This window comes from Winogradskyella sp. A3E31, from assembly GCF_046720935.1.
GTDB lineage: Bacteria > Bacteroidota > Bacteroidia > Flavobacteriales > Flavobacteriaceae > Winogradskyella.
The window spans coordinates 44,722-57,206 of the sequence record NZ_JBHNWH010000011.1; the positions used below are offsets into that span (position 1 = coordinate 44,722).

Consider the following 12,485-nt stretch of genomic DNA (forward strand, 5'->3'; position numbering starts at 1 on the left):
GTAATCGATTAGTTATCGCTTTTATAACCTGCAGGACGTTTCCATCGAACTGGCGGTGCTGGTTCAGGCTTCATATTGAATTCCTCCGTTTTTAATAAGCGCATGGCTTCTTCAACCCCTCGACGTAATTGAGGGTCAATACCTTGAGCCGTTAATTTAGGGTCTTGAATCACTTCAATATCTGGAGCAATGCCTTCGCCTTCAACTGCCCATTCTCCATCGACATCAAAAAAGCCTCCTCGTGGTGCTACCATTCGTCCACCATCAATAAAACGCGGTGTATCCCAAGTGCCCACAAGTCCTCCCCAGGTTCTGGTACCGACAAGAGGTCCAATGTCTTTCATTTTAAACATATAGGGCAATAAGTCTCCACCAGACCCTGCTCGTTCATTAATAAGCATCACCTTTGGCCCCCAAATCCCAGCCATTGGTGTTGTCCAAGGTCTGTTGTTTTTAGATTTACTATTAAAATAACCAAAGAGTTCCCGAGACATAATATCTATCATATAATCGGCAGCCGAACCTCCGCCGTTATTACGTTCATCGATGATGACCCCTTTCTTGTCTTGCTGAGAAAAATAATAGCGATTGAAAGAGGTAAAACCACCACCACCAGTATTTGGTACATAGACATAAGCGAGCTTACCGTTGGATAGTTCATCTACTTTGCGTCTATTGCCTTCTACCCAATCTATGGTTCTAAGGCCTCTTTCGTTTCTTACTGGCTTAACCAATATTTCTTTAGAATTCGTTGTGTTAGCCTCTGAATTTACAGTTATGTATATTTCTCTTCCGGCTGTTTGCTCCAAAAGCTGATATGGGTTCGTGCCCTTTTTTAACTCACGACCGTTGATAGCCAATATATAATCTCCTTCGTTAACATTTATTCCTGGTTTCCCAAGTGGCGAGTCTATACCAGGATTCCAGCGTTCCCCATTGTATATCTTCTTAATGCGATAATGGTCTTTATCTAATTCCAGGTCAACACCAAGTAATCCGACTGGTACAAAATCCACATCTGGTAAATCTCCCCCTGAGACATAAGAATGGCCTATGGCCACCTCGCCACTCATTATGTCAACGACATAATTTAAATCTGTTCTGTGTCGTACATGGTCAATCCAAGGCGAATACCATTTGTAAACCTCATCCCAGGGCGCACCATGCACATTGTCCACATAGAGGAAGTCCCTCATATATCTCCAACCTTCTTTAAAAATTTGGTGTGCTTCCGCTTGTGGGTCTAACTTTATTTTCATGTTAGTATCTAACTTGCCGTCACTAGGCTTGGGCTTTGATTTTGTATCGACCAAATTCCAATTTCGCCCTGTATTAAGAAGTATTGATTTTCTGTCGTCCGAAACCACCATTTGTCTTACCCCATCTGCAAAGTCAGACGCTTCTTCTTTTTCAATATCATAAGAATGTACTTTTAAACCACTGGCGTTAGGAATTGCTTCGGCAACAAACACCTTGTGCTTTGGCCCTTTTGCTAAGGCCACATAATTTCTAGCTGGTAAATCTAAAGCAACAGCTCTGTCATAAATGCCATTTTTATCAATGACTACTGTAACACTTTCTTTTTTCTTGTCCTTGCTGTCATCTTTTTTATCTTCTGAAGCCTCTTCTTTTTTAACGTCCTCTTCATCAGTCTTAGGAAGATTAGGCGCTTTGTCTTTAGAATTTAGAACAACTGCATATAAACTTCTGGTGGTTTGTGGATCGAAAGAACTCATGTCTAACCAACCAGAGGCGAGTCCGTAATCTGTACTTGCTAAGGTGTAAAGGTATTTTCCTGAAGCATCCCAAACCGGGCTTATAGCATCGGCTATTGGGTCTGTCAGTTGCACAATTATACCAGAATCCACATTGTATCCAAAAATGGCTTTAAAGTGACTGTTTTGTTGTTTGGCATAGGCAATCCATTTACTGTCTGGCGACCATACAGGGTTCATAGATCGGTTTGGGTGCGCGTAGCCATCAGCATCCACTATTTTGGCTTTTTTAGTGTCTATATCTAAAACCCAGATATTGTAATGCGTATCGGTATATGCGAAGTACTTGCCATCTGGTGACCAATCTGGTACAAAATAAAATGTTGGATTTGGCAGCTTTATAGATTCTTGATTTTGGCCATCTTGATCTGCAATGACCAACTGGTATTCACCGCTTTTATCCGAAAACCAAGCAATCTTATCTCCTTTTGGGGACCAAATAGGATTTCTATCAGCTACGCCAGGTGAGTTTGTTAAGTTTCGCCAAGTACCATTTTCTTTTGGTACTGTGAATATATCGCCTCGGTGCTCAAAAACTGCTCTTTTTCCGTTAGGCGATACATTTGGGTTACTAAGGTCTCCCCCAGAAATGTCTTCCCAACGCGGTCTTGAAAAATTCAAATCTCCTTTGACATCAATGGAAAGTTGATCAGTTGTATTTGAATCGGGATTATACACATGTAAATAGCCTCCTTGTTCATATACAATGTTTGAGTCATCAGCATCTAAACTTTTTACGTCAAACTTTTTGTGAAACGTAATTTGCTTTTCCTCTTTAGTAACTGGATTAAAAGACCAAATATTAGCAGTATAATCACGTTCTGAAATAAAATAAACGATACCGTTCAGCCAAATAGGATCCAGGTGCCGTTCTTTAGTGGGTTGAGAGGTTCTAACTAACTCTTTTGTGTTGAGGTTAACCACCCAAATTGGCATGGCTTGTCCACCTCTATAATTTCGCCATTCTGCATCCCAACCCGTAATTGGAGTATAGGCTACATATTTTCCATCTTTCGAAATTTCACCATAAGCAGCTCGTGGTATATCCAAAGCTTCTGGTAAGCCGCCATCAACTGAAACTGTAAAAAATTTATTGGTCATTGTCGGCTGACTTTCCCGACCAGACCTAAAAAGAATCTTACCATCTGGTGTCCAACCTTGTACAAAATCTCCGCCAGGATGATACGTCAATCGTTTTGGCGTTCCACCTTCGGAAGGCATGACGTAGACATCAACATTTCCGTCATATTGAGCCGTAAATGCAATGGACTTTCCGTCGTCTGAAAAATGTGGACTAGATTCATAGCCATCATCACTAGTTAATCTAAACGCTGTACCACCATTGACTGAAGCTTTCCATAGGTCATTGGCGTAAACAAAAACAACGTCATTGTTGTGTATTGTAGGTTGTCTTAACAATTGTGTGCCTTGGGAAAAACTGAACAATGCATAGCAGAATGCTATAGAGGTAATAAAATTTTTCATTTTGATTGGTTTTATGAATTCTTAATTGAAAACTTAAGGTGCTTAAAGATACAATTTTGATTAAAGTATTTTTTGAATATGGTGTTAAAAACTTCATTAACTGTCATTGCGAGAAGTGAGGAAGGAATGACGAAGCAATCTTTTAAAATGAAGTTGTTATTAAACAGATTGCCACGCTACGCTCGCAATGACAGATAGCTAAAACCCTACAGCAGTATCATCTCCACGAGGGTCTGCGCCACCTTCGAGCGTTCCATTTTCTAGAACTAGAATACCATCGACGATACCGATAACCGGTGAACGTTCTTCGTTGATGATATATCCTAAACTTTCGAGCTGCTCAATTAATTTTTTATCAAAGCGATTGGGTTCTATTCGGATTTCATCCGGAAGGTATTGATTGTGAAAACGGGCGGCTTCAACAGCTTCTTGCATCGTCATGCCAAATTCCTCAACATTTAAAATGGTTTGAAGCACAGAAGTTATTATGGTGGATCCTCCCGGAGTACCAACAGTCATTAAAAGCTCTCCATCTTTTTCAAGAATTGTTGGCGTCATGGAGCTCAACATTCTTTTTTCTGGAGCAATACTGTTGGCTTCAGCTCCAATAAGGCCATAAACATTAGGGACTCCAGATTTACTGCTAAAGTCATCCATTTCGTTATTTAAGAAAAAACCGAGGTCGTCAACGAAAAGTTTAGACCCATAACCACTGTTTAGGGTTGTTGTTACGGCAATGGCATTTCCAAATTGATCTACTATAGAATAATGGGTGGTTTGGTCACTTTCATAGCCCTCAATTTTTCCATGTGAAATAGAATCTACAGGAGTAGGTGCTTTAAATGAAAAGTTACTCATACGCTGTTCTAAATAAATGTCACTTGTAAGTGTTTCTACAGGAATGTCAACAAAATCGGGGTCTCCTAAATAAAACCCCCGATCTGCATAAGCACGTTTTTCTGCTTCTACAATAACCTGAATGGCTTTTAGTGAATTATGGCCGTAGTCCTTAAGGTCAAAGGGCTCAATCATTTTCATGATCTGATTGAGGCATATCCCACCAGAAGCTGGTGGTGACATAGAAATTACTTTTAAGTTATCGTATTGAAATTCGATAGGGTCTCTCCACTTAGACTCATACGCTGCTAAATCCTCTAAAGTGATTATACTGCCTTTTTCATTCAAAAATTCAACTAACTTTTTAGCAGTTTCTCCCTTGTAAAACTCATTGACACCGTTTTCTGCAATTCGTGAGAGTGTTTCGGCCAAAGCAAAATTTAAAACCCGATCCCCTTTTTTTAGATCATTATTAAAAAGTAATTTATGACCATTTACTGCTCTAAAAATACTGTCCTTTTCTTTAAATCGTCCTTCTTGATTTTTAGTGACAATAAACCCGTTTTTAGCTAAGTCAATAACAGGTTGAAGCACCTCCTTAATAGGTAGCTTACCAAATCGTTTGTGGGCTTTAAATATACCGGCAACAGTACCAGGAATGCCAACTGCCAATGGGCCAACTGTACTTCTGTTAGGAATAACTTCAGCATTGGTGTCCAAATACATGTTTTTTGTAGCAGCCTTGGGAGCTTTTTCCCTATAGTCAAGACCACCTGTAGAGCCGTCAGCCAAACGATACACCATAAATCCACCACCGCCTAAATTACCTGCATAAGGATACGCAACTGCCAGAGCCATTTCTGTAGCCATCATAGCGTCAAAGGCATTTCCACCTTTTTTCATGATATCCGATCCAATTATGGAGGCTTCTTCACGTGCACTTACCACCATCGCTTTTTTGGTGATTAATCCTCGTTTTGAAGTTTGAACTTTATCCTTAGGAGGAGTGTTTTCCTTGCAAGATTGAAAAAGCAATAAAAGGGTAAATACAAAAAGGATGTTCTTCATAGACTAAACTGTTTTATTAATTCATCTTTTTTTACTTTACTAAACATTTCTAATTCTGAAAAGAATATCGTGAACTCCTTTTCAAACGCATCGTAATGCTCTTCTAGTTCTTTTGTGGCTTCATTCATTTTAGAAAGGCCTTTTGTTCTACGATTCATGCCATTTAATACCTTCTGGATGCCTTCTATATGTTGGTAACTTTCGAGCCAATTTTGTTCAATCATAATCGGTGTTAAACGTTTTACACGTTCTGGTAACACATCAAAATGTCTATTTAGACTGTCATAAAAATCTTGCACAAAAACTGGTAAAGCAATTGTAGAATAGGTGCTCCAATTTTTTGCCAGAAAATGATCGTAATAGATATCCACAATAACACCGCTGTAGTGACTGTAGTATTTATGCAAGCGTTTTGTACTTTGCTTTACTATAGGATGTGCATCTGTGTATGTATCGATTTCTCGGTGTAATAATATCCCAGCCTGCATGTCTAATGGGTATGTTTTATAGCTTTTTCCTCGTATGCCATCAGCTGAAAAATTACCAATTTTTAATAATTCGTTATCTCCTGATAGATAAATGTGGGCTAGAAAATTCATTGCCCGAATTTACAAATTCGTGCGCAGAAAACGAGTGTAACTATTTATATTTGCTAAAATTTGAAATTTATGACACTTATAAAATCAATTTCTGGAATTCGTGGTACCATTGGTGGAAAAGTAGAAGAGAACTTAACACCAATTGATGCCGTTAAATTTGCAGCAGCCTATGGAGTTTGGATTAAACAACAACGAGATAAAGACAATTATAGAGTAGTTGTTGGGAGAGATGCTCGAATTTCTGGAGAAATGATTCAGAATTTAGTGATGAATACTTTGGTTGGACTAGGAATCCACGTGATTGACTTAGGTTTATCAACAACACCAACGGTTGAGGTTGCTGTGCCTATGGAACATGCCGATGGTGGTATTATTTTAACGGCAAGTCATAATCCAAAACAGTGGAATGCTTTAAAGCTTCTAGATTCTAAAGGTGAATTTTTAAATGGAGTAGAAGGAGAAAAAATATTGAAAATAGCAGAATCTGATGCAATGACTTTTGCTGAGGTTGATGATTTAGGAAAGATTACCAAGAATCAAGCTTATATAGACATGCATATTGATGCCGTTTTAGAACTGCCTTTAGTCAATAAGAAAGCTATTGAGAATGCAAATTTTAAAGTGGTTGTTGATGGAGTTAATTCTACGGGTGGTATTGCTATTCCGTTACTTTTAGAACGATTGGGTGTGCATCCCATTAAATTATATTGTGAGCCTACGGGTCACTTTCCGCATAATCCAGAACCGCTTAAAGAGCACCTCACAGACCTATCTAATGCCGTTGTAAAAGAACGCGCAGATTTAGGTATCGTGGTTGATCCTGATGTAGATCGATTAGCCTTTATGGATGAAAACGGTGAGATGTTTGGAGAAGAATACACATTGGTCGCTTGTGCTGATTATGTATTGGGCAAAGTGCCAGGCAACACTGTTAGTAATATGAGTTCCACAAGAGCATTGAGCGATGTTACCGAGAAGCATGGTGGATCCTATGAAGCGAGCGCAGTAGGTGAGGTAAATGTTGTAGAGCTTATGAAACAAAACCATGCCGTTATTGGAGGAGAAGGCAATGGTGGGATTATTTATCCAGATTTGCATTATGGTCGTGATGCTTTAGTCGGGGTTGCCTTATTTTTAAGTTTATTAGCTGAAAAGAAAATGAAGGTCAGTGCATTGAGAGCGACGTATCCGAGCTATTTTATGAGTAAAAAGAAAATTGAATTGACCCCGCAATTAGATGTTGATGGTATTTTAAAAGCTATGGAAGAAAAATATTCACATGAAAAATTGACAACCATTGACGGAGTGAAAATTGATTTTTCAGACTCTTGGGTGCACTTAAGAAAGAGTAATACAGAACCTATTATTAGAATATATACAGAAGCCCCATCTCAAAATGAAGCTGATCAGTTAGCTGAGAAGATTATTTCTGAAATTAAAGAAATCGCAAATATTTAAGCAATATTCTATTGTTCAAAATCTAAATTAGACACTAATATTTCTCAGGGACTTTATTCCTATGTTTCCAGCGTTTATGCGTCCAGAGATAATACTGTGGAGCCTTATTTATTTGTTGCTCAACAAGTTTAAAAAATTCGTCAGTGATATCATAATCCTTATACTCTCTTGGGTTTTCCGTTATAACCGTAAATTCTGTACTATAGAAACCACGTTTTAGACGGGTCACATCAAAGAATACAACGGCCATATCCATTTTTTTTGCTAAAGTTTCGGCACCAGTGTACATAGGGACTTTGATGCCCATAAATTCACCCCAATGATAGGCCTTATTTACTTTAGGAGATTGATCAGAAGCAAAACCGTTCATGGTTAATTCTCCCTTTTTATGTGATTCCGCTAGGATACCAAATGTTTCTTTATTAGTAATTAAATAGGTGTCGAACTTCGCTCTAATTCGTTTTACGAGACGATCAAAATATTTATTGCCCAGACGTTTATAAACTGCATGGCCTTTATAACCGACATGTTTTTGTAAAATAAAAATCCATTCCCAACTTCCATAATGAGCACACATTAGGATAACGCTCTTTTGCTTTTCTTCAAGATCTGCAATGGCATCTATATTTGAAAATGTAAATCGTTTCTTTAGTTCTTTTTCAGTTATGGTCATTGATTTTATGGCCTCAACAATCATATCACATAAATGATGATAAAATTTAGAGGTAATTTCTGCTATTTCTTTTTCGGATTTATCAGTAAAGACAAGTCGAAGGTTTTCCTTTACTGTGGTCTTTCTGTAGCCAAATAGTTTAAAAATAAAAAGGTATAGAATATCAGAAAACGCATAGAGTAACCGAAAAGGCAAAATTGAAATGAGCCAAAGAATAGGGTAAATTAAAATATAGGCAATAAGTTGCATTAAAGAATGTTAAATTTGAAGCCACAAATATAATGGTTTTAAAGCTGAAAAGAGTTTATGTATAATTTAGGATTAGTAACTATTGCAATAATTGCAGCTAATGTAATAATGTCTTTTAAAGGATTCGGAGATCGTTTATTTTTCGAAAAGTACAAGTTTAATGTTGGGAGTATAAGACGCGGTGAGCAAATTAGGATGTTTAGTTCTGGATTTCTTCATGCAGACACCACTCATTTGTTTATGAATATGATTACGCTTTACTTTTTTGCTGATGCAGTCTTAGACGTTTTAGGTAATTTCAATTTTATTGTTATTTACATTGCAAGCCTTATTTTTGGCAATCTTCTTTCGCTTTATTTTCATAAAGACGAGTATTGGTATAGCGCGGTAGGAGCAAGTGGAGCAGTTACAGGGATATTGTACGCTGCTATTCTCATCCAACCCGAAATGAGTCTCTATATGTTTTTTATACCCATTCCGATTCCAGGTTACATTTTTGGAGTAGGTTATCTGCTATATTCTATTTATGGTATGAAGAAGCGAATTGGTAATATTGGTCATGATGCCCATTTTGGGGGAGCAGTAGGAGGTTATGTCATCACCTTATTATTACAACCTTCATTGTTACAGACAGATTTGGTTCATGTTGGACTACTAGCAATACCAATTATTATATTATTTGTAATGCACAAGACAGGAAAGCTTGGTTAGCGTTTTGAGTAATGATATCTAAATATTCTTCAAAAAAACCCAAAAAAATTATTGCGTTAATTAATATGAAAAGTTACATTTGCACCCGCTTAAATGATAAATAGAAATTTATTGTAAAAGCTTTCAATTTTAAGTCAAGTTCTTAACGTATTGAATTGGAGAGGTGCCAGAGTGGTAATGGAGCAGATTGCTAATCTGTCAACGCGTAAGTGTTGCCCGGGTTCGAATCCCGGTCTCTCCGCCTTCGCTCATCAAAGCTTTAGCGACGATGAGCATTTATTACGAGCTTCGGCGGATAACATCCGCTGAAGATTTCGGGGTGTAGCGTAGCCCGGTTATCGCGCCGCGTTTGGGACGCGGAGGTCGCAGGTTCGAATCCTGCCACCCCGACTTCGTTCTTCGAAGCTTTAGCGAAGAAGAACAATCACTATCATCACGCTTTAGGTGTGATTGAATGGTCGCATAGCTCAGCTGGATAGAGCACCTGCCTTCTAAGCAGGCGGTCCTAGGTTCGAATCCTAGTGCGATCACAAAAAGCCTTTCTAAATTTTAGTAAGGCTTTTTTGTTTCGGGATGTGGCGCAGTCCGGTTAGCGTACACGGCTGGGGGCCGTGTGGTCGCAGGTTCAAATCCTGTCATCCCGACTAATTAAGATGAAAAAGCTTACTCAGTCTTCCTAAATGAGCTTTTTCGAATTCCTGCATTAATTCAATTCAGAATTATCTAATTTTATGGTATGTCAACTTACAAGTCAGATAGAGCATTCTCTAATTATGTCCATCAGAACATAGCCATTGATAAAATTTACAAGTCTTTAGATTGGACTGAAGTGTCTTTTGAGTCCAACTACGGTATTCACATAGATATTGCAGATGGTGTGGACTATGTGTTTCTAAAGGACAAAAAATTAATAACAGTTCAAGAACGCTTTAGAGAAGCTAAGTATGAAAATTATAATGATTTTACCATAAGATATAGAAGAGATAAAAACAAGCATAAAGACCGCCACGAATCTGAATTCTATAAGTTGAAAGCTCAGTATTTTATATATGGTATTGTAAATGGAACTAAAACCCAACAAACGCACTGTACAGATTTTTTGAAATATGCGGTTATTGATCTAGAGAAGTTCTATGAAAAGATAAACTCTGGTTTCATTTACGTAGAGGACAACAACAAAAATTATAGCCAGATTATTGATGATTCAAAATTAGAATGCCCTATTAAGCATAATAGAGATGGTTCATCATCTTTTATTCCTATTGATATCACGCAACTTATTACACTTTGGGGAAATACTATGGTGATTGCACAAAAAGGGTTCTGTTAATATTTATACTCTTGACGTAACAATAATAATTTTCTCATCATTACAGTTTGTGGTAAAAAACAAATAAACTGACCCACCATCCTTTACATTGAATTTTTTTCTGATGTCGTGTACTGAAATAGGAAAATTCCTTGTTGTAATATTAGCCTTAGCTATCTTTAATTTTGAAAATTGATTTTTGTTAAACGGAATGACGTTTTCAATTTTAAATCGTCTGCCAGGAAATTCTTTTAATGTTTTGGACGTGTATAAATGCGAATGCTGATGGATTTTTAATACGCCTAATTTTTGACTAATAATTTTAAATCCCCCAGCTTTTAATATTGCTGAGTTCGGTTCGTATAAAAAGTGCAGTGGTAAGCTAAAACTAGATATTGCTTCAGCTTCATTTTCAAAATGAAAATTAAAACGCTGCTCTTTGTTTTTTTGGAGATTAATCGTTTTTATTTCTGGATTTAAAGTGTAATCTCTCTCTAAAATAAACAACAGTTCCTTTACCTCATTATTAACGGCTATTACATGTATTTCCTTTGTGAACTCCAAATCTTTAATAGTTAGACTGATATCCAAAAGCGGTGAAGTTTTTACCATTACGTTTTTGGCATACTTTAGAAAAAGTCTATTACATTTTTTAAGGTTTGGCGTACAATCTGAAATAAGGAATACCTTTTGTTTTAAATCATCACGTCTTGAGGGGTCAACATAAAGCCAATGATATAACTGGTCATATTCTTTAAGATATTCAATACCGTTATTTGCGGTACATTTTATATTTTTTGCACCTAATTGCTGAAAATTATGGGTGGCAATTTGTGATAGTGTTTCATTGATTTCACAATGTGTAACGCTTTTTACCTGTTTAGCAAAGTGATAAGTATCTACACCAAAACCACCAGTGGTATCGATAAGAGATTGCCCTGATACTAAACTCGCTTTGTAGTTTGCTGTAATTTCAGAAGAGGTCTGTTCAATATTAAGCTTGTTGGGGTAATAGATCTGCTCGGTGCTAAACCATGTTGGTAATTTTTTTTCACATTTTTTCTTTGCTTCAATTTGTTCTACAAGATCTTGAATAGACAGGTTTTTAAACGGACTTCCTTTTAATATAAGTTTGGAAATATCTGTGTTTAAATGTTCAGAAATAAAATCTTGAACCTCTTTATGTAGAATGGTATGATTCAATTTATAAGCCTTTGGTCAGCTTTTGTACAATACGATATTCGCTTAAAAATTCTTTTGCTATCACCTTAATGGATGTGTAAAGTGGTACTGCAATGATAAGTCCAACGGTACCGAAAAGTAATCCAAACACAATAATAATCAGGAAGATTTCTAGTGGCTGGGACTTCACGCTTTTTGAAAAAATAAACGGTTGGCTAAAAAAGTTATCGACCAACTGCGCAATGACAAATCCAATCATCACATAAATGGTTCTTGGTAGAATAACCGTGCTAAAATCTTGTCCCAAATTACTGCTAATGGTCAATAAACATATAAAAAAGGCACTTAGTACTGGACCTAAATACGGAATGATATTAAGTAAGGCACATAGTGTTGCTATTATCAAAGCATTGTTTATCCCAAATATTGAGAGAACTATAGAGTAGATGGTAAAGAGAATAAGGATTTGTAGTAGCAATCCTCCGAAATAGCGCGAGAGCAAACTTTTAATCGTGATTAGGATTTGTTTTAGCCGTCGATCTTCTTCCTCAGGGAATATTGACAATACACTTTTAGAAAGCATTGTACTATCTTTTAAAAAGAAGAATAATATAAATATAACTGAGAAAAGCCCAATGCTAAAACTGCCAAACCCCGAAATAACAGAATTTAGAAAATCGGGAATAATACCAAAATCGAAATCCGACAGCAATTTTGATTCCTTGAGTTGCGATTCCACATCGGTTCTATTAAACCCAAAATGATCAATAATCTCTGTATAAATGCGTTCAATATTGGTTTCGAGTTTGTTGACATCTAATAGAGATAAGTTTTGACTTTGCTCTATTACCAAAGGGATAAATAAGCTAATAATGCCTAATACAATACCAATAAACAAGACCATTACGGTAACTACTGCAACGGTGTCGTTAAATTTTAACCGCTTTTTTAAAAATGAAACTATAGGACTGCCCAATAAAGAAAGTATAGCAGCAATAGCGATATAACCAATAACCGTTCTAATAGCGTAAATAAAGTAGAGTAGAAGTGCAATACCAACTATGATAGCGAGTGCTCTTAAAATACCGTTGGCTATAGTTTTTGAGTTCATTCTGATTGTCTAAATGAAGTATAAATAT

General features: G+C 36.9%; 9 protein-coding genes and 4 tRNA genes. 7 read left to right on the forward strand and 6 right to left on the reverse strand.

Going from position 1 to position 12,485, the window contains the following annotated elements:
- Nucleotides 1-8: 8 nt before the first annotated feature.
- From ACFEMA_RS13575 to ACFEMA_RS13585, 3 genes are all read right to left on the reverse strand, one after another.
- A complete protein-coding gene (locus tag ACFEMA_RS13575; protein WP_411768753.1) occupies nt 9-3,260 on the reverse strand; it encodes a PDZ domain-containing protein in 3,252 nt (1,083 codons plus the stop codon).
- Between the two features lie 198 nt (nt 3,261-3,458).
- Nucleotides 3,459-5,165 carry a gamma-glutamyltransferase gene (gene ggt, locus ACFEMA_RS13580; RefSeq protein ID WP_411768754.1) on the reverse strand — a complete coding sequence of 569 codons (1,707 nt, stop codon included), beginning with the start codon at nt 5,163-5,165 and terminating at the stop codon, nt 3,459-3,461.
- Nucleotides 5,162-5,764 (reverse strand): ACP phosphodiesterase, encoded by a 603-nt coding sequence (locus ACFEMA_RS13585; RefSeq protein ID WP_411768755.1) that lies wholly within the window; start codon nt 5,762-5,764, stop codon nt 5,162-5,164. Before ACFEMA_RS13585 ends, ggt begins: the two co-directional genes overlap by 4 nt.
- A gap of 69 nt (nt 5,765-5,833) precedes the next feature.
- On the opposite strand from ACFEMA_RS13585, the gene glmM reads away from it, so the two are divergent.
- Nucleotides 5,834-7,222 (forward strand): phosphoglucosamine mutase, encoded by a 1,389-nt coding sequence (glmM, locus tag ACFEMA_RS13590; RefSeq protein WP_411768756.1) that lies wholly within the window; start codon nt 5,834-5,836, stop codon nt 7,220-7,222.
- 34 nt (nt 7,223-7,256) lie between these two features.
- Here the strand turns inward: glmM and ACFEMA_RS13595 are convergent, their stop codons facing one another.
- Nucleotides 7,257-8,144 (reverse strand): lysophospholipid acyltransferase family protein, encoded by an 888-nt coding sequence (locus ACFEMA_RS13595; RefSeq protein WP_411768757.1) that lies wholly within the window; start codon nt 8,142-8,144, stop codon nt 7,257-7,259.
- Nucleotides 8,145-8,201: 57 nt separating this feature from the next.
- Here ACFEMA_RS13595 and ACFEMA_RS13600 point away from each other — a divergent pair, with 57 nt between their 5' ends.
- From ACFEMA_RS13600 to ACFEMA_RS13625, 6 genes are all read left to right on the forward strand, one after another.
- Nucleotides 8,202-8,855 (forward strand): rhomboid family intramembrane serine protease, encoded by a 654-nt coding sequence (locus tag ACFEMA_RS13600; protein WP_391593190.1) that lies wholly within the window; start codon nt 8,202-8,204, stop codon nt 8,853-8,855.
- A gap of 157 nt (nt 8,856-9,012) precedes the next feature.
- Nucleotides 9,013-9,096 (forward strand) — tRNA-Ser (locus ACFEMA_RS13605).
- Nucleotides 9,097-9,170: 74 nt separating this feature from the next.
- A tRNA-Pro gene (locus ACFEMA_RS13610) sits at nt 9,171-9,245 on the forward strand.
- A gap of 66 nt (nt 9,246-9,311) precedes the next feature.
- Nucleotides 9,312-9,385, forward strand: a tRNA-Arg gene (locus ACFEMA_RS13615).
- A gap of 39 nt (nt 9,386-9,424) precedes the next feature.
- Nucleotides 9,425-9,499: transfer RNA gene (locus ACFEMA_RS13620), tRNA-Pro, on the forward strand.
- Between the two features lie 92 nt (nt 9,500-9,591).
- The gene (locus tag ACFEMA_RS13625) at nt 9,592-10,185 is read left to right on the forward strand and encodes a hypothetical protein (protein WP_411768758.1); all 594 of its coding nucleotides are present in this window, start codon (nt 9,592-9,594) and stop codon (nt 10,183-10,185) included.
- Nucleotides 10,186-10,188: 3 nt separating this feature from the next.
- Here the strand turns inward: ACFEMA_RS13625 and ACFEMA_RS13630 are convergent, their stop codons facing one another.
- Both ACFEMA_RS13630 and ACFEMA_RS13635 read right to left on the reverse strand, forming a co-directional pair.
- On the reverse strand, nt 10,189-11,367 hold the full coding sequence (locus tag ACFEMA_RS13630) for a THUMP-like domain-containing protein (protein ID WP_411768759.1): 1,179 nt from the start codon (nt 11,365-11,367) through the stop codon (nt 10,189-10,191).
- 1 nt (nt 11,368) lies between these two features.
- Nucleotides 11,369-12,457 (reverse strand): AI-2E family transporter, encoded by a 1,089-nt coding sequence (locus ACFEMA_RS13635; protein ID WP_411768760.1) that lies wholly within the window; start codon nt 12,455-12,457, stop codon nt 11,369-11,371.
- Nucleotides 12,458-12,485 lie beyond the last annotated feature (28 nt).

Excerpts from the sequence above, each read along its gene's own strand:
- ACFEMA_RS13585 (WP_411768755.1), bottom strand. The coding sequence starts at position 5,764 with ATGAATTTTCTAGCCCACATTTATCTATCAGGAGATAACGAATTATTA.
- ACFEMA_RS13625 (WP_411768758.1), top strand. The coding sequence starts at position 9,592 with ATGTCAACTTACAAGTCAGATAGAGCATTCTCTAATTATGTCCATCAG.
- ACFEMA_RS13595 (WP_411768757.1), bottom strand. The coding sequence starts at position 8,144 with ATGCAACTTATTGCCTATATTTTAATTTACCCTATTCTTTGGCTCATT.
- ggt (WP_411768754.1), bottom strand. The coding sequence starts at position 5,165 with ATGAAGAACATCCTTTTTGTATTTACCCTTTTATTGCTTTTTCAATCT.
- ACFEMA_RS13600 (WP_391593190.1), top strand. The coding sequence starts at position 8,202 with ATGTATAATTTAGGATTAGTAACTATTGCAATAATTGCAGCTAATGTA.
- glmM (WP_411768756.1), top strand. The coding sequence starts at position 5,834 with ATGACACTTATAAAATCAATTTCTGGAATTCGTGGTACCATTGGTGGA.
- ACFEMA_RS13575 (WP_411768753.1), bottom strand. The coding sequence starts at position 3,260 with ATGAAAAATTTTATTACCTCTATAGCATTCTGCTATGCATTGTTCAGT.
- ACFEMA_RS13635 (WP_411768760.1), bottom strand. The coding sequence starts at position 12,457 with ATGAACTCAAAAACTATAGCCAACGGTATTTTAAGAGCACTCGCTATC.